The sequence below is a fragment of the Mesorhizobium japonicum MAFF 303099 genome, assembly GCF_000009625.1.
In the GTDB taxonomy this organism is placed as follows: Bacteria; Pseudomonadota; Alphaproteobacteria; order Rhizobiales; family Rhizobiaceae; genus Mesorhizobium; species Mesorhizobium japonicum.
Map to the genome: position 1 here is coordinate 72,053 of NC_002678.2, position 19,634 is coordinate 91,686.

Sequence of the window (19,634 nt, forward strand, 5' to 3'; positions counted from 1 at the left end):
AAGAAGAAACCGTCACCGCACCTTGCCGCCAAAACCTGTGAGGAAGGCGGTGAGATTGTCGCTGAGTGCGTCGCAGAGATAGCCGCCTTCCTGGACGACGACGCTCGGCAGGCCGAGTTTGCCAATCGCCTCGCCAATGCGGGAGAAGCCGGGCGTCGTCACCGAGAGCCCGCCGAACGGATCGCCTTCGAAGGCGTCAAGGCCAAGTGCCACCACCAGCGCATCCGGTGAAAAGGCGCGGATGCGCTGGAACGCAACGCCAAGCGCTTCCAGAAACGCCGCGTCGGCGGATTTGCGCGGTAAGGGCAGGTTGAAATTATAGCCGAGGCCGGGGCCTTCGCCGCGCTCGTCGGCATGACCCCAGAAGAACGGGTAGAACCGCACCGGATCGGCATGCAGCGAGACGGTGAACACGTCGGGCCGGGCATAGAAGATGCCTTGCGTGCCGTTGCCATGGTGCAGGTCGACATCGAGAATAGCCACCCGCGCCGCCTGCTTGCGCAGCACCTGCGCGGCGACCGCCGAATTGTTGATGAAGCAGAAGCCGCCGGCGACATCGGCAAAGGCATGGTGGCCGGGCGGACGGCACAGCGCATAGGCTGCCGGCGCGCCAGCCATCACTGCTTCCGCCGCTTCGACCGCACTCCAGGCGCTCCACAGCGCGCTTTGCCAGGTTTCGCCTGAGATCGGGCAAGCGGTGTCGGCCATATGGTAGCCGGCCTGGCCAACCGCCGAGGCCGGATAGGAGCCGTTGCGCGCGATCGGGTGGATGTTGGGGATCACTTCCGCCGAAGCGCCCTCAATCCGCTGCCAGCGCTCGAAAATATGTTCGAGGAAGTCGAGATATTCCGGTGTATGCACTGCCGAGACCGGGCCGAGCCCGTGATTGCGCGGCTGCTCGATCATGCAGCCTGCAGATTTTGCGCCGGCTAATAATTTCTCGACGCGCTCGGGCTTTTCCGGATTGGGCTGCGCCGCACCACTGGAAAGAAAGGCCTTGGGGTCGTGACGTTTCTGTTCCTCGGCGTAAAAGGCCTTCATTCCTGCTCCTCCGGCGCGTCGGCGAAGGCAAAAAAGGCATCGCCGATGATTTTCTGCGTCTGTTCGTAACTCGACCAGGCGATGCCCAGCCTTTCATAGAAGGCTTTGGCACCTTCATTGTCGGTGTCGACCGACAGCCTGAGATAGACACCACCTTCTTTGCGGCATTCCGCGGCCACACGCCGCAACAGCCGCTCGCCGATCTTGCGGCCGCGGAACCTGTCCTCGACATAGAGGTCCTGCACATAAACGCCGGGCCGCCCCATCCAGGTCGAAAAGATCGGGAAATACAGGCAAAGACCGGCGAATTCGCCGCCAACTTCGGCGATCAGCGTGGAGAAGGCCGGCTTGTCGCCGAAGCCGTAGCGGCGGAGATCATCTGAAGTGGACGTGATCTCCTGATGCGCGCCGATATGGGCGCCGAGTTTGAGAAGCGCGGCGTGGATGGTTTCGGCGTCATCGATTCGTCCGGGGCGGATGACGATATCGCTGGTCTTGGTCTGGACCTTGTCTGTCATGGATCAGGCCGTAGTCTCCACTGAACCGGGCCTATTCAGGAGAGCATCAAGGTCGCCGATACTGTCTTCCGAAAAGACGCGAATGCCATTGGCCTCCAATAGAGCGGCGGTCGTGCCGCGACCGGCTACGCGCTTGCCTGAAAAACTGCCGTCGAAGACGAAGCTGCTGCCGCAGGACGGACTGCCGTCGGTAAGAACCGCATAGCGGCATCCCGTTTCGCGCGCGAGTTCGAGTGCAAGCTGCCCGGCTTCGAGATAAAGTGCAGTCACATCGCTTCCCGTCTGCTCGACCACTCGACCCTGGCCGTCGAGCACAGCGTCGGCTGTACCGTGAATTTCCGCTGCAGGACGCGGCGTGGAGAAGCCTGCGGCGACCTCTGGACAGATTTGCACAACCCGTCCTTCCGCCTGCCACCGTGTCAGTACCGGATGGCCGTCCAGCCGGTAGGAGCCGTTATAGCGGACATGGCTGCCGAGCAGGCAGGCGGAGACGAGAACCCTTTCCATGTCAGCTCCCTCCCTTGCTTCTAGAAAGCCACCCGGTCGCCACCCTTTAGCGCCAGCATCTCACGCGCTTCGGCCGGCGTGGCAACCTCCAGCGACAGGCCGTCGAGAATGCCACGGATGCGGCGCACCTGGTCGGCATTGGATTTCGCAAGCTGGCGGCCGTCGTAGAGACTGTCTTCAAGCCCGACACGGACATTGCCGCCCATTGCCGCGGCGATCGAGATCAGCGGCATCTGCTGGCGGCCGGCGGCCAGCACCGAGAACTGATAGCTGTCGCCGAACAATTTGTCGGCGATGCGCTTCATATGGACGAGATTGTCCGGATCGGCGCCGATGCCGCCCAGAATGCCGAGCACGAACTGGATGAACAGCGGCCCCGACACCAGGCCGCGGTCGCGGAAATGCGCCAGCGAATAGAGATGGCCGACATCGTAGCATTCGAATTCGAAGCGCGTGCCGCAACCCTTGCCCAGTCTTTCGAGCACGCCTTCCATATCGGCGAAGGTGTTCTTGAAAATGGTGTCGCGCGTGGCTTCGAGGAGCTTCGGCTCCCATTCGTGCTGCCACTCCCGTGGCTTGTCGAGCATCGGAAACAGCGCGAAATTCATCGAACCCATGTTGAGCGAGCACATTTCGGGCTCGGCGCGCAATGGGGCGGCCAGTCGCTGGTCCAAGGTCATCAGCGACGAACCGCCGGTGGTGATGTTGATCACCGCATCGGTCGCCTGCTTGATGCGCGGCAGGAACTGCATGAACACGTCGGGATCGGCGGTCGGCCGGCCGTCTTTGGGGTCGCGGGCATGCAGATGCAGGATCGAGGCGCCCGCCTCGGCCGCTGCGATCGCATCCGACGCGATCTGGTCCGGGGTCACCGGCAGGTAGGGCGACATCGATGGGGTGTGCACCGAGCCGGTGACGGCGCAGGTGATGATGACTTTGCGCGGCGCCATTCCTTACCCCCGGCCTTCGACCGGCAGGTCGAGCTCTGAAGCCAGAACCTCCAGCGAGTCGCCGATGATGGAAATGATCTCGCCGACCTGTTCGCTGGTGACGATCATCGGTGGCGCGACCATGAAATTGTCGCCGTCGACGCCGCCCTTGACCCGGCGGCCATAGATGATCAGCCCGCGCTCATAAGCGAGGTCGAGCAGGCGCTGCGTGGCTTTCTTGCCTTGCTCGATCGGCCTCAGCGTCTCCGGATCGGCGACCATCTCGGCACCGGTCAGCAGGCCCTTGCCGCGTACGTCTGCAATGAACGGGAAGCGCTTCGCCAGCCCCTTCAGCCCGTCCATCAGCACGTCGCCCATGGCGGCGGCATTGGCGATCAAGTCGAGCCGGTCCATTTCGCCGAGCACGGCAAGCCCAGCGGCGCAGGCCAGCGGATTGCCGGCATAGGTATGGCCATGCTGGAAGCCGCCGGAAGCAAGCAGCGGCTGCACCAGCCGCATCGGGGCCGCCAGTGCGCCGAGCGGGGCATAGCCAGAACCCAGCCCCTTCGACAGCGCGACGATGTCGGGCTTGCAGTTCCAGTGGTCGCCGCCGAGGAATTTCCCGGTGCGGCCGGCGCCGCACATCACTTCGTCATGGATGAGCAGGATGCCGTAGTGGTCGCAGATCTCGCGAGTGCGCGCATAGTAGCTGTCCGGCGCCACCAGCGCCGCAGTCGCCGCACCGCCGATCGGCTCCATGATGAAGGCGACGACACTTTCCGGTCCTTCCGCGAGGATTTTTTCCTCCAGCATGTCGGCATAGCGGACACCGCGCTGCTCCATCGAAAGATTGTCGCGGTCGCGCCAGGCGGTGGGCGCCGGCACGGTCGGCATCACCCGCATCATCGGCTCGAAGGTTTCGGCCAGGGCGTCGTCGCCGGTGATCGAGAGTGAACCCAGCGTGCCGCCATGATAGGAGGGGAAGCGCGTGATCACCTTCCAGCGGCTGGCCTGGCCGGTGGCAACAGCCCATTGCCGTGCCAGCTTGATGCAGGATTCCGTCGCTTCCGAGCCACCGGAGACGAAGAAGATGCGGTCCATGCCCTCCGGCAGTTTCTTCGCGAGTTCCCGCGCGAGTTCCTCCGCCGGCTCGTTTTCGAAGTGCAGGCGATAGGCGAAGGTGGCGCGGTCCATCTGCCGCTTCATGGCATCGAGCACATTGCGGTTGGAATGGCCGATATTGGCGACCATCGGGCCGCTTGATCCGTCGATGAAGCGGCGCCCGTCTTGCGTCCACATGTAGATACCCTCGGCGCGATCGATCAGCGGCCGGCGCAGGCTGGACAGGTAGAACAGATGCGATTCTCGGCGCGCCTCGGTGATTTGGTCGGCGGTCTGGGTCTTCGACATGTCAGGACTTTCCAAGGTAGCGATCAAGGACATTGCGGGTGACGCGTTCCACCATCGGGTCCTGCCTTAGCAGGCCGGCTACCCATTCGCAGCTTCCCGCATGAAAGACCTCGCCTTTGCCGCGTGGGAAATTGACGATCATGCCATTGCCGCGTTTGACTTTTTCCAGATTGGCGTCGCTCGCCTCGCCGAACAAAGTCTCGGCGGTGAAGCGGCCATCCTCGTCGGTCAAAAACTGATCCTCGATCGGAATGTCGGCGCTTTCCTCGACCTGGCTGGCCATGCCCACGGCAAGAACCTGCAAGCCATCTGGCGCGCCGCTGGTCGCGGTGGGGTAGGGCAGGCCGCCGCGTATCTCGAAGTCGAGCCCGTCGACCTCATAGCCATAGACATGGCCGTCGGCGCCGAGCAGGTCGCCATAGTAGATGCCGGTGCCGGCAAAGGCCCAGTGTTCCGGCCGGTAGACCGGAAAACCACGCACGCCGCGCGGCGCGCAGCCGCCCCAGCCGGCATAGACCCCGCGCGTCGCGTTGAGGCCGAAAGTCGCCGAACCCGGCCGGCCGATTTCCGGGGCTTCCCAGGAATTGGTGGCGCGAGTGACGTCGCCACCGCGATAGGCGGGATCTTCCGCGCGGGCGCGGTATTTGTAGCAGACCTGCCGGCGGCCCTCGCCCTCGAGCCGCGTCTGCCACATGAAATTGCCGGCGAAGCGCGCCGCATGGCCGCCGCGCTCAACATAGTTGTCGACCGCGTCGCGCATTTCCCAGGTCCAGTACTCGTCATGGCCGACGAAGACGGCGCAGTCATAACCGTCGAGAATGTCGGGCGAGAAATGCAGATCGTGCTGGCTGGCGAGATCGACGGCATAGCCGGCCTGCTCGGCGAAGCGGAGGAAGTGGCTGTCATAGCTCGCCCAGCCCGACGAGGCGTATTTCTTCGAATGTCCGGTGGCCAGCGCCCATTCCATGTGGGGGTAGCGTGGTACCGTCTTCGGCGGCACGGCGACCTTGAGCGGCACGCGCGGCGCATCTTTTGGCAGCACGACGAAGCCGCGGCACCAGGGGCGTTGCGTCGACACAACAGGCGAGTACTGGTTGCGATCCGGCCCGGTGATGCCCTGATAATGGTTGGAGCCGCCCCAGGTGTTGTAGGCAAGCCAGGTGCCCGTCGCCGCCACCTGCAGCACACGGCCTGGCTTCTTGCCGGGTTGGGGTGAGACGATGAAGAGGTGGTAGCCATGGATCGGCCTACCGTCATGGCCAACGGAAGTCAGCGTTACCCGATAGGCACCGGATGGCCAGTCGCTCCCGACACGGAATTCAAAGGACGCTTCCCAGCCGCACCCCTCGGCGGAACATTGGTCGGGCGTGTCCTGCCAGCACGCCGCAATGCCGGATTTCTCGAAAACTTTCGTCTCGGTCCCGCCGTCGCGGATGATCGCCATGCTGAAGGACGGCGCTGTCGAGCTGACATGCAGCGTCACCATCTCGCCGGGGCGATAGGAAAAGCGATCCGAGTAGCACCAGATTTCGCCGCGCTCGCCATCCATGCCTGGCCACTCATAGTAGTGGCCGCGCACCGCGTGGCGGCGCTGCTCGGGCGTCAGCCCGAAATCGGGGAATTCGGTCGGCAGCTGGGTCATGAACACCGGAAAGGATCGAAGGTCGCCATTTCGGCCATCTGCCGGCCAAGCGTCAAATGGAAACGATCGGGCCAGCAATTGCTTGGCCGCCCTTGGCCGCACAAGGCAAAGCGACTATTTCAGGCGAGGCGGTATGTTCCGCCTGGGGAGCCAGCATGCTGAGAGTGCAAAAGGTCAAGGTCGACGAGATCTACGTGCCGACGGCGCGCAAGAAGACATTGCACCCAGAGACCGTCCGCCATCTGGCCGAGGACATATTGGAGAACGGCATGAAGACGCCGATCCAGGTCCGCCACGACGGCAAACGCCATATCCTTGTCGAAGGTCTGCACCGGCTGGAAGCGGCCAGGTGGCTCGGCGAGACCGAGATCGACGCCTATCTGGTGCAAGCCAAGCGCCACTGACACCTCCTTCGTCCTCGCAGCATGGAAAGCCTGTCGATAATTTTTCGCTGGTTTGTCGGGTTGCGTTCTGTCGGCTCGTCCTTAGGGCGGAAGCCAGATCAAACCGAGGAGACCACCTTGACCACTAAGCTCGACATCGCCCCCGCCAATGACCGCGAACTGGTTGTCGCCCGCATCATCGATGCGCCCCGCGAGAACGTCTATCGCTGCTGGACCGACACCAGGCTTTTGACGCAATGGTTTTCTCCGAAACCTTGGACGACGCCGCGTGCCGAAATGGACATGCGCACTGGCGGGTCGAGCCTTGTGATCATGGCCGACCCCGACGGCAATGAATTCCCCAACCCGGGCGTCTTCCTGGAAGTCATTCCCGGCAAGAAGATCATCTTCACCGATGCCTATACCCAGGCTTGGGAGCCATCGGAAAAGCCGTTCATGACCGGCGTGCTGACCTTTGAGGACGAAGGCGAAGGCCGGACCCGCTATATAGCGCGCGTCCGCCACTGGAGTGTTGCCGACCGCGAACGACACGAGGCGATGGGTTTTCACGTGGGCTGGGGCCAGTGCACCGACCAGCTCGAAGATCTCGCCAGGACGCTTTGATACAGCACAGCCCCGCCGACGATCGCGCCCAGGCTCAGGAAGCCTTGGCGCGGCGCGGTTGCCTGAGATGCTTGATACCGGCCATCTCCACGAAATTAGTCGCCGCCTCCCACAGATAGTCGCCGTAGAGAAACGGCTCGAAGGGCTCGGCGCCACTCAGCGGCAGCGGGGCGATCTCGGCGTCGACACGCGGTTCGTAGAAAAACGGGATCGAGAACCGCGCCGTCTTCGGTGCGATCACCCGGTGCCGCGTCGCCCGCACACGCCCGCCGGTCCAGCGCTCCAGCAACTGGCCGAAATTGACCGCCAGCGTGCTGTTGGCGGGCGGCACGTCGATCCATTCGCCGGCGAGGTTTTTGGCCTGCAAGCCTTCGACGCCGTCCTGCGCCAGCAAGGTGACGAACCCGGAATCGGCATGCTCGCGGCCGATGATCGTACGCGTCTCGCCCTTGTGGACCACCGAGAACTCAGGCCCGCTGATGTCGATGCCTGCATTGGCGTCGCGCAGGGGATAGCGGATCAGGCGCAGGGTCGAGATGCCATGCTCGAAATACGAATCGAAGATCGTTTCCGGCAGGTCAAGCCCGCGCGCGATCGACCGCATCAACGCATTGCTGACCGTCTCCATCGCGCGATAATAGTCCGCCGCCGCCGCGCGCCAGCCGGGCAGGGCATCTTCAGTCGGCAATGGCGTCGGCTCGCACAGCGGATCGTCGGACGCCGAAACGCCGGCTGCATCGGCGATATCCGGCCCCATGTCGATGCCTTCCTTGTAGGAAACGGCTGTCGGCTGCAGTGAAAACCAGCCGCGATAGACATTCTTCCTGGTGCGGTCGAAATTCCAGCGCAGCAATTTCTGCTTCTCGGTGTCGGGAAGGGCGAAGATGTGCAGCAATTGCGCTCGGCGTTCCGGCATCAGCCAGGCGTCTCCGGGAAAATCCCGAACCGCCATGAAGCCAATGCCCGAGGCGGCGGCCATGATGCTGATGTCGGCGCGGTCGCGGCCGGGCGAGGGCGGCCCGAACAGATCCGCAATGCCGATGGTTTCAATGTCTTGCGTCACGGCCGCCCCATCACGGTAATCGATGAAACTGTATCAAAGCTTTTCAATTGACCCAATCGGTCCCGCCATTTACCTCGATTGCATACTCTCATCATGGATCACGGTGATGGCAAAACATCAGGGCGGGTGCCTGTGCGGAGCGGTGCGCTACAGCACCGACGCGGCGCCCATCAACGAACGCATCTGCCATTGCCGGCTTTGCCAGAAGGCAATCGGCGCCGCCTTCAACGCCCGCGTGCTGTTTCGCATCGATGATGTGACCATCGAGGGGCCGCTGGCGACCGTGAACACCTCGCCCGATCTCAAGCGCGGTTTTTGCCCGGACTGCGGCACGACGATGTTTTCGCGTCGCGATTCCGCCGGCATCATCGGCATCACCACCGGCTCGCTCGACGATCCCACTTTCTTCAGGCCGCAGATGCATATTTTCACCGCCTCGAAACAGCCCTGGGTGGTGCTCGATGACGGCCTGCCGCAATATGAAGGCGCTCCGCCGCCAGGCTAGCTCTTCCTTCTCCCGCAAGGGGAGAAGGGAAGGTGAGACCATGACCAAAAATTGATCCAAATCATCACGCGATAGCCGGCAAAACGTCATTGGCGGGCCATCATTGTCTTCCTATCTATGCTGCGCGGGCCGGCATCGAGGAGACGACGGATGAACGACAGCATCAGCACCCTGGACGAGCTTTTGAGCGATCCGATGGTCCTGCTTGTCATGGAGCGCGACCGTGTGCGCCCGGAACAGGTACGAATGCTGCTCGAGCGGGCTCGCAACCGGGCGCCCGATGGCGCACGCGCCGATCAGCCGGTCGTTCCGCCGGCCCATATTGTGGCCAGAGGTTGTTTCCAGCAATGGCTGCGCGGTTAGGCGCGGTCAGTTGGAGCTAGGCGGCAAATAGCTGTAATGGCTGCGGAAATAGGCAATCCTGAAGCCCAGGCGTGCGTAATTGCGGTAGGCCGGGCCGTCGCGTTCCTCGTGCGGCGCCTCGATGTCGGCGACGAACAGTTTCGCGCCGGCCGCAATCCCGTCGCGCACCAGCGCTTCGCCAAGCACCGCGTCGAGATCGAAGCTCGGCGCCATGATGCCCGGCACCGGCGCTTCGATGCCGCTCCAGGCCGCGCCGTCCACGCCGATGAACAGCGAGCGCACCGCGGCCACTGCGCCATCCCGCTTGGCCATATAGTGATGCCAGCCCTGTCGGTCGACCAGAGCCAGCAGCCAAGGTGTGGTGGGCAGCCGGTAACTTTTGTCGATGAAGCCGGCCCATTCGCTTGCCGATGCCTTCGTCACGCGCTCGACTGAAACCCCGTCAACCGTGAAGAGCGGCTCGGACGACAGCGGTTCGGCGTCGCGGTAAATCCGCTCCCAGCCGCCCTGGCGCTGCAGGCCGCGCGCCTCGAGCCAGCATCTGAGGCGTGATGGTTCGGCGTGTGGATTGACATAGAACCAGGGCCGCGAAATGCCAGCGGCACGGTAGTGCGCCAGCAGCGCGTCGAGCTGGCTTTCCGAGGCCGGGCTGTCGACGCCGAAATTCTTCACGCAGTTGAAATGGACGAACGGGATCGTCGTGCAGGTGGTCCAGGCGAGGTCGCCTTCTCCCGCTATCGAAAGGCCTTGCCTTGCGGCGAAATCGGCCGGTGCTGCGGCATAGAGGTCGAGCCAGGCGTTCACCTCGGCGCGCTCGATAATCCGGCTGAGGTCGCGCGAGACATCCTCGATCGCGATGGCTGGCGAGTGCGGTTCGGGCAAGGGCTGTAATTCTGACAGGGCGGTCAGCATGGCTCTCCTCCGTCATTTAACTTACAGTGTAAGATTAGCGAAGGATAATATGAATGCGCGGCTTGTCAAGCGGCGCCTTACAAATCCGTAAATAGGAATCCGGGGAGCGCCAGACTATTGCTCGGCGGGGATCGCCCTCATGATTATTCGACAGAAAGGCTCGATATGGCTGACATCTGCACTCAAGGCGTAGACACCGGCTTCGTCGGCCTGGGATTTGCCAAGGTCGCCTTTCTCGGCCTGGTGCAAGGCATCACCGAATTGCTGCCGATTTCCTCGACTGCCCATATGCGCATCGTGCCGGCGCTACTCGGCTGGCAGGACCCGGGCTCCGCCTTCTCCGCCGCCATGCAGCTTGCCGCCCTTGCCGCCGTGATCAGCTATTTCTGGGGCGATGTCAGGGATCTCCTGTTCGGCTCGCTCGATGCGCTCACGAGGCGCGATTTTTCCGACCGGCATTTCCGGCTAGCGTCCTGGATCGTGCTGGCGACGATCCCGATCGTCATTGCAGGCGTCGCGCTATCGGGCGTTCTCAATGCCTGCAATTCGCCGCTGCGCAGCCTGACCGTGATCGGCTGGTCCTGTATCGCCATGGCGATCCTGCTGGCGCTGGCCGAGATTTTCGCCCGCCACAAGCGCACCATCGCAGAAGCGTCGCTCGCCGACGCGCTGCTTGTCGGCGTAGCACAGATCGGCGCGCTGATCCCCGGCGTCTCGCGCTCGGGCTCGACCCTGACGGCGGCGCTTGGGCTCGGCTTCAAGCGGGCCGAGGCGGCGCGCTTCTCGTTCCTGCTCGGGCTGCCGGCGATCGCGCTTGCCGGTCTCAAGGAACTGTGGGAGCTGCACAAGGTTCATCTCGACGCCCATGGCTGGTCGGTTCTTGCCACCGGGCTGGTCGTCGCCTCGATCTCCGCCTTCTTTGCCATCTGGGGCCTGATGCGAGTGCTGGAACGCTTCTCCGCCTGGCCTTTCGTCATCTATCGCGGCCTGCTCGGCGTGGTCTTGTTGCTCGGCCTGGCGATGGGATGGCTGGCTTGACAGCAGTGTTGCGTGCCGGCACCAGTTGAGTGCATGAGTCGATCCCCTCGCAGATGTGATCGCTAGGGTTGATTGACTTCGGAATATAACCGCCCTTAACATTCTGTTAACAAAACAGGTGGGTGGGGCCGGATGGCATCCTCGATGGGTTGGCGCCGCAAGGCGAAGGGGCTGGCGGTTGCCTTGGCCGTTTTCTGCGCGGTGGCGGGTTCGGCCCATGCCGCGCCTGCTTCCATGGTTGTCGGCGGCTCGACCTCCCAGCCGATCGGCCACTATGATTTTTGCAAGATCCATGTCGCCGAATGCTCTATCCGCTCGCCCGACAGTGTACCGGAACACCTGACCAGCAAGCTGCTGCACGATATCTCGGCCGTGAATCTCTCGGTCAACACGCGCGTCAAGCCGATGAGCGACATGGACAATTACGGCAAGGACGAATGGTGGGCCTATCCGGACAATGGTTTTGGCGACTGCGAGGATTACGCGCTGGAAAAGCGGCGTGAGCTCAACAGCCTGGGCATTGCCATAGCCAATCTTTTGATGACGGTGGTTCGCAAGCCTGATGGCGAGGGTCACGCCGTGCTGACGGTGCGCACCGACAAGGGCGACTTCATCCTCGACAATCTGACCGACAAGGTCCGCCTCTGGAACCAGACGAGCTATCGCTACCTGAAGCGGCAGGCGAGCGACAACACCGGGCACTGGGTCTCCATTCTGGGCGGCGACGAACAGCTGGTCAGCGCCGTCAAATAGTCGGGTCGGCTCCATCGCGTCCCGACCGCGGATGCTGGCGTGCGCCCATTCCAGGCCGATCTTCCACAATGCCCGTCGGCGATGTTATCCACGGCGGCTCGGCGAGGCTGGCAATCTGGTAGACGCATGGATTTTCTGACGTTTTTCAGCTCGGCGCCCCTGCTGCTGGGCGCGGTCAAAGCCGCGCTGCCGCAGGCCGTCGCCAGCACGATGGCCTTCAGCCAATGGTTCGTGTCGCTGCCGCCGTGCCGCGACTTCGCCTTCGAGGCGACCAGCTATCTCATTTGCGAGGTCGATCCGAAGCTCTATTCGATCGAACTGTTCTGGAAGGATCCGGTCGGCAAGCCATTTCAGTCGCTGCACAATCTCGACGCTGCCCAGCGCGCGGCCGGCCGCACCATGCTGTTTGCCATCAATGCCGGCATGTATCATCCCGACCTCAGGCCGGTTGGCCTCTATGTCGAGCGTGGCCGGGAAATGGCCGGCGTGAGGACGGGATCGGGAAGCGGCAATTTTTCACTGCAGCCGAATGGCATCTTCTACATCAGCGGCGGCAAGGCCGCGGTCCGGGCGACCAGGGACTTCGTCAGGAAGCGGCCGTCCACCGACTATGCCACGCAATCCGGGCCGATGCTGGTGATCGACGGCCAGCTTCATCCGAAATTCCAGTCCGACGGCACCTCGCGCAAGACCCGCGACGGCGTCGGGGTGCGCAAGGACGGTGTCGCGGTCTTTGCCATTTCGAACGGCACGGTGAATTTCCATACATTCGCCCGGCTGTTCCGCGATGCGCTCGGCTGCGACAATGCGCTGTTTCTCGACGGCACGATATCGAGCCTGTTTGCGCCCGCCATCGGCCGCAACGACGACTACTGGAATCTAGGGCCGATGATCGGCGTGTTCAGGAAGCGCGGCTAGGCGCGGCGGTTCGCTTACGCCGAAGCTTGAGCGCGATCACTGCTATGATAATCAAGGCGACCACGCCGATCGCCGCCAGCCCGAACAGGCTGGTCACGTCGAGTTCGGGGATGCTGCCGGCGCCCTTGGCCACCAGCCATCCCGGCGACAGCACGACCGGCGCCCAGATGATCGCCGACAGGATATTGGCGATCTGGAAGCGGCGCCGGTGCATGCCCATCATGCCGGCGACCAGCGGCACGGTGGCGCGGACCGGGCCGAAGAAGCGGCCGACGAAAACCGCTGCGAAACCATAACGGTGGAAGAACAGCCGCGCCCTGGCGACCTCGCGGCGGTAGCGGTTGAGCGGCCATTTGTGGACGACACTGCGCCCCAGCCATTTGCCGAGGAAGTAGGAGATGGTATCGCCGAGCGCCGCCCCGACCATCGCGGCCAGAAGCACCGGCAAAGGCTGGACGATGCCGGCCCCGACCAGGCCGCCGACGATGATGAGCACCGTGGTGCCGGGCAAGAGGATGCCAACCAGCACAAGCGACTCACCGAAGGCCAGCAGCCCGACCACGAGGCCGGCCCATGCCTGATGGTTCTCGATGAAACAAACGCTCTGGTCGATGAACGCCTGCACGCAAGCTCCTGTTGAAAGCGTTTCTCAGCTGCCGCTGTCGAGCAGGCTTCTGAGTTCGTCGAGCTTGTCGTTGACGAGCCAGCCGTAATAATTCTCCGCCGGCAGCTTGCGGCCTTTGCCGCTGGCGAGCGCTGCGCGCAGGTCGGCCGCCCGCTGCCGGGGCTGGCCGACATTGTAGAGCGTGGCCGTGATCCCCGGATTGTCCGAGACGTCGAAGCCCTGTTCCTTGTAGGCGTCGATGGCGTCGCGCACGATCGCGGCGATGTAGACGATGCTGCGGTCGGGATCCATGACATCGCGATAGATCGCCTGCGGATGATCCGGCGTGAGCTTGTCGTAGCCGCTCACCTTGTTGACCAGATCGGTCACCTCGAGCGCGGTCAGCGGGCTGATCTGGCCGAGGCCGAATGTCTGGCCGGCGAAGAAGGGCTGGAAGAAGGCCTGCTGGAAGGTCATTGCGTCGTAGGTGACGCCGTCGACCGTCTTGCCTCGGAAATGGTCGACCCAGACCCTGTCGCGGCAGCTCCAAAGGGAGGCACTGTCCTTGGCCTGCGCGCAGCCAGCGAATTCCGGCCGCTGGACAAAGGTCTGAACCGGCACGCCCTTGTAGCGGAAGGCAAAGTCGAGGCCGGAATAGGACAGCGCCTTCACATAGTAGGTCTGGACCGAGCCGACAGCCGTCACATTGTAGGTGTGTTCGCCGACCAGCGCCCCGACAATATGGATAGGGTCGATATCGTAAGCTGCCGCGACCTGCTTGATATGCGCCACCAGCTTCTTCTCGCGTTTCAGCAGCGCGACGATCTTCTCGTATTTTTCCGCGTAGGTGGTCTTGAAAGCGCGGGTTCGCGTCGCCGACGCATCCGGGATTCGCGGTTGCGTTTCCGAGCGATTGCCGGGGGGAACGACGATCAGCGCGCTGGCATGCGCGGCCTCGGCCAACAGCGCGCCGCCGCAAGAGAGGACCGCGAGCAGGGGGACCAGGAGAAGCCGCTGCAACGCAATCATCGGATGCCTTTTGTAGAAATCGTGGGAAATGCCTGCGGCCAAAGCCGCTCTCGTCTCAACAGCCACATCATGGCGCTGTCAAGGCTGGGCCGGCGGCGTCGACGGCGAATGTCTGAAACGGGTCACAGTCATGGTAAAAAACTTGATTCAAACTTTATTGGTAATTTCTCGTTCATAACTGGCCCGGTTGTCCGTCGGCCATTGCCTTCGGTCTGTTGTGTTTTGAGTACAGGTCCAGATGCGGTTACCAGGCGCCATCAGTTTCGTGATCGCATCGCTGTGCCTCGCCGGCTGCTCGTCGACATCGGGCATGGACGCGCTCGACATGCAGAAGCCGTCGAACGAAACCACCAGTTCGGTGGTGCGGCCAAGCGCACCGATCGCATCCGTTCCGGTGAGCAAGGCCAGCAATGCGCGCAAGCCGGCGGAGATCGCGCCTGAGGATGGTCCTGACCGGCCCTTCGGGCTGGCGGAGGAAGAAACCGTGGCGCTTTCGGCGCCCGCATTGCCGGACAATGTCGATCCGCCCGTTGAGCCCGCGGCCCTGGTCTCGCCACCGAAACTCTTGTCGCGCGCCGCACCGGCGATGCTTGCCGGGCCGGTCACGCGCTATGGTTTTCGCGATGCCAAGCCGATCAATTTCGGCCGCTCCTCACCCCGCCACCTTGCCGTGCACGGGGTCGACGTGTCGCGCTGGCAAGGCGACGTGAACTGGGAAAAGCTGCGCGCGCAGGGCGCCAACTTCGCCTACATCAAGGCGACCGATGGCGGTGACCATCTCGATCCGATGTTCATGAGGAACTGGCGCAATGCCGATGCCGCCGGGCTCAAGCGCGGCGCCTATCATTTCTTCTACTGGTGCCGCACCGCCGGCGAGCAGGCCGACTGGTTCATCCGCAACGTGCCGAAGGTCGATGGTGCGCTGCCGCCGGTGATCGACGTCGAATGGAACGGCGATTCCAGCTGCAAGCGGCGCCCGTCACGTGAAAAGGTGCTGGAGAAGATGCAGGTGTTCATGGACAAGCTTGAACGCCACTACGGTCAGCGTCCGATCATCTACACCTCCCCCGATTTCTATCGCGACAACCTCCAGGGCGCTTTCCTCGACTACCCGTTCTGGCTGCGCGCGGTGGCACGGCACCCGTCAAAGGTCTATCCCGGCCGCAAATGGCTGTTCTGGCAGTATTCCGGCTCCGGCCTGTCGCACGGCGTGACCGGCCGCGTCGACCTCAACGTCTTCCATGGCGACGAGCGGCAATGGCGCGCCTGGGCAGGCGGCGGCGGCCGTCAGATGATGGCCGACGCGGATTAGGGTTCGCGTCGCCATTCGTTCAGGTCCTGCTGCCTATTGCAGCTGGTTGCTCCCGCCATTCCTGTCCTCGCTCAGCCGCAGCTTTCTCCTCAACGCCATGATCTCGGCTATCGCGGCATCGATCATGGTGAGAAGTGTCAACGTGTCGTGCTGGGTTGGGTCGGCTCTGACATAGGCGAGCTGGTTGACGATGTCGGTGTCGTCGTCGGGTTCGTCACTCATGGCCGTTTTCCGGTTGTTATCTTCCAGACGTTCCCATTCGATCCGATCCGTCGTCAAATTGTACCTATATCACTTCGTCGTGTGAATGGTCGCCCGACCGCCCATCCAACCGGTCCGACCGCCTTATCTTGGATGACGGCGACGCGATTCGTCGAAGGTGGCAAAAGCCAGAACCGCGGAAAATGATGCGAAACTGAGCAGGACGGCGGCGATAACCATGAGGTCGTAAGTCGACACGTTCGTTCTCCCTGGGATGGTAGCCAAGGAGCAACGAGACAGCACGGACGACGCGTCCGCGTTGATCTGGATCAACCGTCGGCCGATGCCGGCGCCGTGCGCAGCAGGGGGTGACTGTGGCCGAGGGCGGAGAGAGGCGAGATTCAGATCGCCCCTCATCCTCGGCTCGTATTGGCGCCCTAGGATGAAGCCGCGGGCTCGTTGATCATTGCCTCGATGTTGTAGCCATCGGGGTCGAGCACGAAGCAGGCGTAGTAATTCTCCGCATAATCGGGACGCGGGCCGGGCGCGCCATTGTCTTGGGCGCCGGCTGCCAGCGCCGACTGGTGGAACGCATCGACCTCCGCCTTGCTGCCGACGCGGAAGGCAACATGCAGATGGGTGAGCGGCGGCGCCTCGCCGGTTCGCTGGATCTCGAACAGGCAGCCATTGCCGACATCGAAGGCCCAGAACACGCCCTCCTTGCCGAAGGACAGGCGATAGCCCAGGGGCGCGAAAGCGCGTTCGTAGAAGAGCTTGCTCCTCTCCAGGTCGGGCACTTCGATGGTTATGTGATCGATCATCTGGTCCTCTGTTGCGAGTGAACCTTGTAGGCCTAAGTCTGGCGCCCTTCTTGCGCCCGGATCTCGGCGGTCTGGGCCAGCACCCAGTCGCGGAACACCTTGATCTTCGGCACGTTGCGGCGGCTTTCCAGGTGCACCAACCAATAGCCGTCACCGTCGGATCCCAGGACGTCAAATGGCTGTATCAACTGACCGTTCGCCAGCAGGGCGCTGTAGATGTTGCGGGTGAGGATCGCCGCGCCCCGATCGGTCAATGCCGCCATTGCGTCGTAGGCCTGCGAACCCAGCATCGGGCCCGCAATGACGCGATCGGGCTCGAAGGGTACGCCGGCTGCCTCGAACCAGATTTTCCACCAGGGATCGTCGGCGCAGCATAGCGGCACCTTGTAGAGATCCTCGGGGCGGCGGATGCCGCCCACGCTCTCAGCCAGTTTTGGACTGAGCATGGGCGTGTAGTCGGCCTTGAACAGATAGTGCGCGGTCAGGCCGGACCAATTTCCGGTGCCGGTCCGGATGCCGATATCCATGTCCTCGCGTGTGAAATCGACCAGCCGGGGCGATGTATTGACCTTCACGGCAAGATCGGGATGCATCAGCTGGAATGTTCCCAGCCACACGGCTAGCCAGTTCGTTGCGAAGGTTTCCATGGTCGTGACAGACAGCACGCCTGTCGCTCCACCCTTGGTGGCGACCCAGGCATCCGCCAGGGCCGAGAACGCGCCGGATGCATGCGGCGCCAGCTGCTGTCCGGCTTCGGTCAAGGCGATCTGCCTTGTTTTTCTTATGAAAAGCGGCGTTCCTGCGCGTTCTTCCAGAACCTTGATCTGATAGCTGGCGGCCGACTGGGTCATGCCGAGTTCTTCAGCCGCCTTGGTAAAGCTGCCCAGCCGCGCGGCGGCTTCAAAGACTCTGATAGCCCCTAATGGCGGTAGCTCCCAACTCATGATGCATCAATCCTCCTGATGCATAGTATGCGACGTTCGATTGGAATCCAAGGCCGTGAACAGGCATGATCTGGTCATTAACCCGAACCCGAAAGGACCACGGCAATGACCACCACCCTCTACAACACGCTTCGACGTCCGGTGCTCGATCTCTTCACCGCGCCGTTCAGGTCCCGCAGCCGCGGCCTGCTTGACCAGCGTTCGCTGTCGGATCATTTCCTGCGCGACATCGGCGTCCTCGACGGCCACGTGCCTCCCGGCACCCTTCGCTGAAGAAGCTTTTTTGACTCACAGGACGCAAGGGAGGGCAAGATGGATGTGTCGCAGACTCTGGCGAAGAGCCGTCAAACGATCAGCGCTTATGAGGACTATGCGGATCGCTACGATGCCATCGTGCGGCATGTTCCCAACGAGAGAGAGCAGGCATCGCTGAAGCGCCTTGTGGCGATTGCCGGCACGTCAGGCCGGATTCTGGAAGTCGGGTCGGGAGCGGGCTACGATGCGGACTTTCTGGAGGGCCTGGGCGTCAAGGTTCGGCGCACCGACGCGACAAAGCGGTTTCTCGAACTACAGGCCGCGCGCGGCAAGCACGGTGACCTTCTCGATCTCCTCACCGACGATCTCGGCGGTCCCTATGACGCCGTCCTGGCGCTCGCCGTCCTGATCCATGTGCCGCGGGACCAGACCGACCAGGTGCTTGCCAAGATAGCCCGGTCGCTGCGGCCAGGCGGTGCCTTCCTCGTATCGATGCGCAACGGCGACGGTGAGACGGACAGCAACTATCATACGGTCTTGTGGCGTCGCGACGACTTCGCGGTCCGTCTCGAAGCCGCCGGGCTGGTCCTTCTCAGGGACGATTTCAACGTGGGCCGCAACAGCGAGGAATGGAACACCTTCCTGGCTGTCAGGCCGTCATGACGGGAGAGGGCGCGCGTTACGCCCGACCGCTCATCTCTCGACTTTGCGAATAAGCGAGACATTGCCGCCGCAGTGCTGTCTAGTGCCTGTTCCTGCACTCCGGGGGGATCAGGGTGGAGCTGGAACTCAAATTTCTGCTTGTCGGCTTTGCCTGCGCGGTCTCCGGCATGCTGTCGCTCATCACCTTCGTGAAATGGCGGGAGGTGCAGGCGCTCAGCCGCTGGTTGCCGACGCCGGGAAAGATCATCTCGTCGCGCGTCGAGGCGCGTGAGGTCAGAAGCTCGGGCGCTGGCTCGGACAGCACCGATACCACGGAAATGCGAAATTTCCCGGCAATCACCTTCGAATACAAAGTCGGCGGCAAGAAATTTCAAAGCTCGCGCTACAGCGTGAAGGAAAATTTGGGGAACTTTGAAGTCCGCGAAACCCTTGCGCAGTTTCCCCGCGGCGCGGAGGTGACCGTCTTCTACAATCCGGCTGATCCGAGCAAAGCCGTCATCGAGCGCACCATGCCGGACGGCGCCTTCAAGTTCATGTTCCAGCTCTCGGCCGGGTTGGTGATCGGCACGGCGGTTCTGGTGTTTTCCGTTGGCGGCGTGCTCGAGGCGATCCGGCCGCATCTGCCCAAGCCGCAGAATCTCGGCGCCGCCGCACTGCTGCTGTTCATGGGCCTGTTCGCCCTGCGCATGGGCTTCGCCCAGAAGTCGCTCGCCGAGCAGGCGGCAAAATGGCCGGTCGCCGCCGGCCGCATCGATGCGTCAGGCCTGCAGGCGCTGCGGACCCATTCAAGCTATCAACGCTGGCGCACCGTTTTCAAATCCCGCATCGTCTACAGCTATGGCGTCGCCGGCCAGTGCTACAGCGCCGACCGCGTCACCTTCGGCGCCACGGTCACGGCCTCGCTGCCCGGCCTCGTCAGCGCTCAGGCACGAAACTATGCCGAGGGCGGCAAGGTCGACGTGCACTACGACCCTGCCAATCCTGGCTCGGCGGTGCTCGAATGCCGGGTGCGTGGACTCTGGCTGCTATGGGTCTGTTCGGCAGGATTTCTCGGCGGCGCTGCCTGGCTCGTCGGGCTGGTGTGAGGACAGGTTTTGGCTTCCACAACGCTTTCCCGGAGATATCCAGTGATCGTTCGCAAACTGGCCTGCGTTTTCCTGGGACGGCCCGATCCAGCTGGCGAGCGCCAAGGAATGCCT

At 63.0% G+C, this 19,634-nt stretch carries 24 protein-coding genes; 11 read left to right on the forward strand and 13 right to left on the reverse strand.

Features of this window, described 5'->3' with window-relative positions; genetic code table 11:
- Window positions 1–12 precede the first annotated feature (12 nt).
- Genes MAFF_RS01470 through MAFF_RS01495 form a run of 6 tightly spaced genes read right to left on the reverse strand, consistent with a single transcriptional unit; the run spans window position 13 to window position 6,047 of the window.
- The gene (locus MAFF_RS01470) at window positions 13–1,041 is read right to left on the reverse strand and encodes a histone deacetylase family protein (protein WP_010909128.1); all 1,029 of its coding nucleotides are present in this window, start codon (window positions 1,039–1,041) and stop codon (window positions 13–15) included.
- Window positions 1,038–1,559: a GNAT family N-acetyltransferase gene (locus tag MAFF_RS01475; RefSeq protein WP_010909129.1), complete on the reverse strand. Its 522-nt coding sequence runs from the start codon at window positions 1,557–1,559 to the stop codon at window positions 1,038–1,040. Before MAFF_RS01475 ends, MAFF_RS01470 begins: the two co-directional genes overlap by 4 nt.
- Window positions 1,560–1,562: 3 nt before the next feature.
- Window positions 1,563–2,066 carry a DUF523 domain-containing protein gene (locus MAFF_RS01480; RefSeq protein WP_010909130.1) on the reverse strand — a complete coding sequence of 168 codons (504 nt, stop codon included), beginning with the start codon at window positions 2,064–2,066 and terminating at the stop codon, window positions 1,563–1,565.
- A gap of 20 nt (window positions 2,067–2,086) precedes the next feature.
- Complete coding sequence (locus MAFF_RS01485) at window positions 2,087–3,016, reverse strand: 3-keto-5-aminohexanoate cleavage protein (RefSeq protein ID WP_010909131.1); 930 nt, start codon at window positions 3,014–3,016, stop codon at window positions 2,087–2,089.
- A gap of 3 nt (window positions 3,017–3,019) precedes the next feature.
- Window positions 3,020–4,405, reverse strand: coding sequence for an aspartate aminotransferase family protein (locus tag MAFF_RS01490; protein WP_010909132.1), 1,386 nt, complete (start codon window positions 4,403–4,405; stop codon window positions 3,020–3,022).
- A gap of 1 nt (window position 4,406) precedes the next feature.
- Entirely contained in the window at window positions 4,407–6,047 is a 1,641-nt protein-coding gene (locus MAFF_RS01495; protein ID WP_044547443.1) for a N,N-dimethylformamidase beta subunit family domain-containing protein, read from the reverse strand.
- A gap of 155 nt (window positions 6,048–6,202) precedes the next feature.
- Between MAFF_RS01495 and MAFF_RS01500 the strand changes: the two genes are divergently transcribed.
- Together MAFF_RS01500 and MAFF_RS01505 are read left to right on the forward strand one after the other, a co-directional pair.
- Window positions 6,203–6,451 carry a ParB N-terminal domain-containing protein gene (locus tag MAFF_RS01500; RefSeq protein ID WP_032930073.1) on the forward strand — a complete coding sequence of 83 codons (249 nt, stop codon included), beginning with the start codon at window positions 6,203–6,205 and terminating at the stop codon, window positions 6,449–6,451.
- 117 nt (window positions 6,452–6,568) lie between these two features.
- Complete coding sequence (locus MAFF_RS01505) at window positions 6,569–7,054, forward strand: SRPBCC family protein (RefSeq protein WP_032933381.1); 486 nt, start codon at window positions 6,569–6,571, stop codon at window positions 7,052–7,054.
- Between the two features lie 34 nt (window positions 7,055–7,088).
- On the opposite strand, the gene MAFF_RS01510 is transcribed toward MAFF_RS01505, so the two are convergent.
- Entirely contained in the window at window positions 7,089–8,117 is a 1,029-nt protein-coding gene (locus MAFF_RS01510; RefSeq protein ID WP_010909136.1) for an isopenicillin N synthase family dioxygenase, read from the reverse strand.
- 106 nt (window positions 8,118–8,223) lie between these two features.
- On the opposite strand from MAFF_RS01510, the gene MAFF_RS01515 reads away from it, so the two are divergent.
- A complete protein-coding gene (locus MAFF_RS01515) occupies window positions 8,224–8,622 on the forward strand; it encodes a GFA family protein (RefSeq protein WP_010909137.1) in 399 nt (132 codons plus the stop codon).
- 150 nt (window positions 8,623–8,772) lie between these two features.
- Window positions 8,773–8,985: a hypothetical protein gene (locus MAFF_RS01520; RefSeq protein WP_032930076.1), complete on the forward strand. Its 213-nt coding sequence runs from the start codon at window positions 8,773–8,775 to the stop codon at window positions 8,983–8,985.
- A gap of 6 nt (window positions 8,986–8,991) precedes the next feature.
- Here the strand turns inward: MAFF_RS01520 and MAFF_RS01525 are convergent, their stop codons facing one another.
- The gene (locus MAFF_RS01525) at window positions 8,992–9,897 is read right to left on the reverse strand and encodes a hypothetical protein (protein WP_010909139.1); all 906 of its coding nucleotides are present in this window, start codon (window positions 9,895–9,897) and stop codon (window positions 8,992–8,994) included.
- Between the two features lie 165 nt (window positions 9,898–10,062).
- On the opposite strand from MAFF_RS01525, the gene MAFF_RS01530 reads away from it, so the two are divergent.
- The 3 genes from MAFF_RS01530 (at window position 10,063) to MAFF_RS01540 (ending at window position 12,606) form a co-directional block, all read left to right on the forward strand.
- Entirely contained in the window at window positions 10,063–10,935 is an 873-nt protein-coding gene (locus tag MAFF_RS01530; protein ID WP_044547447.1) for an undecaprenyl-diphosphate phosphatase, read from the forward strand.
- A gap of 132 nt (window positions 10,936–11,067) precedes the next feature.
- Window positions 11,068–11,688 carry a transglutaminase-like cysteine peptidase gene (locus tag MAFF_RS01535; RefSeq protein WP_032930079.1) on the forward strand — a complete coding sequence of 207 codons (621 nt, stop codon included), beginning with the start codon at window positions 11,068–11,070 and terminating at the stop codon, window positions 11,686–11,688.
- Window positions 11,689–11,814: 126 nt separating this feature from the next.
- Window positions 11,815–12,606, forward strand: a complete 792-nt coding sequence (locus MAFF_RS01540) for a phosphodiester glycosidase family protein (protein WP_010909142.1) — start codon at window positions 11,815–11,817, stop codon at window positions 12,604–12,606.
- On the opposite strand, the gene MAFF_RS01545 is transcribed toward MAFF_RS01540, so the two are convergent.
- Together MAFF_RS01545 and MAFF_RS01550 are read right to left on the reverse strand one after the other, a co-directional pair.
- Entirely contained in the window at window positions 12,590–13,231 is a 642-nt protein-coding gene (locus MAFF_RS01545; RefSeq protein WP_010909143.1) for a DedA family protein, read from the reverse strand. The two genes, MAFF_RS01540 and MAFF_RS01545, sit on opposite strands and share 17 nt — an antisense overlap.
- A gap of 24 nt (window positions 13,232–13,255) precedes the next feature.
- Complete coding sequence (locus MAFF_RS01550) at window positions 13,256–14,239, reverse strand: DUF1402 family protein (RefSeq protein ID WP_052292111.1); 984 nt, start codon at window positions 14,237–14,239, stop codon at window positions 13,256–13,258.
- 238 nt (window positions 14,240–14,477) lie between these two features.
- On the opposite strand from MAFF_RS01550, the gene MAFF_RS01555 reads away from it, so the two are divergent.
- A complete protein-coding gene (locus MAFF_RS01555) occupies window positions 14,478–15,551 on the forward strand; it encodes a glycoside hydrolase family 25 protein (RefSeq protein WP_044547451.1) in 1,074 nt (357 codons plus the stop codon).
- Between the two features lie 33 nt (window positions 15,552–15,584).
- On the opposite strand, the gene MAFF_RS01560 is transcribed toward MAFF_RS01555, so the two are convergent.
- The 3 genes from MAFF_RS01560 to MAFF_RS01570 form a co-directional block, all read right to left on the reverse strand.
- Complete coding sequence (locus MAFF_RS01560; RefSeq protein WP_032933382.1) at window positions 15,585–15,773, reverse strand: hypothetical protein; 189 nt, start codon at window positions 15,771–15,773, stop codon at window positions 15,585–15,587.
- A 416-nt stretch (window positions 15,774–16,189) separates the two neighbouring features.
- Window positions 16,190–16,573 carry a VOC family protein gene (locus tag MAFF_RS01565; RefSeq protein WP_010909148.1) on the reverse strand — a complete coding sequence of 128 codons (384 nt, stop codon included), beginning with the start codon at window positions 16,571–16,573 and terminating at the stop codon, window positions 16,190–16,192.
- 32 nt (window positions 16,574–16,605) lie between these two features.
- On the reverse strand, window positions 16,606–17,517 hold the full coding sequence (locus MAFF_RS01570) for a LysR family transcriptional regulator (protein WP_010909149.1): 912 nt from the start codon (window positions 17,515–17,517) through the stop codon (window positions 16,606–16,608).
- A gap of 105 nt (window positions 17,518–17,622) precedes the next feature.
- Between MAFF_RS01570 and MAFF_RS39900 the strand changes: the two genes are divergently transcribed.
- The 3 genes from MAFF_RS39900 (at window position 17,623) to MAFF_RS01580 (ending at window position 19,520) form a co-directional block, all read left to right on the forward strand.
- On the forward strand, window positions 17,623–17,790 hold the full coding sequence (locus MAFF_RS39900) for a hypothetical protein (RefSeq protein WP_164987052.1): 168 nt from the start codon (window positions 17,623–17,625) through the stop codon (window positions 17,788–17,790).
- A gap of 39 nt (window positions 17,791–17,829) precedes the next feature.
- A complete protein-coding gene (locus tag MAFF_RS01575) occupies window positions 17,830–18,435 on the forward strand; it encodes a class I SAM-dependent DNA methyltransferase (RefSeq protein ID WP_010909151.1) in 606 nt (201 codons plus the stop codon).
- A gap of 113 nt (window positions 18,436–18,548) precedes the next feature.
- Window positions 18,549–19,520 (forward strand): DUF3592 domain-containing protein, encoded by a 972-nt coding sequence (locus MAFF_RS01580; RefSeq protein ID WP_010909152.1) that lies wholly within the window; start codon window positions 18,549–18,551, stop codon window positions 19,518–19,520.
- Window positions 19,521–19,634 lie beyond the last annotated feature (114 nt).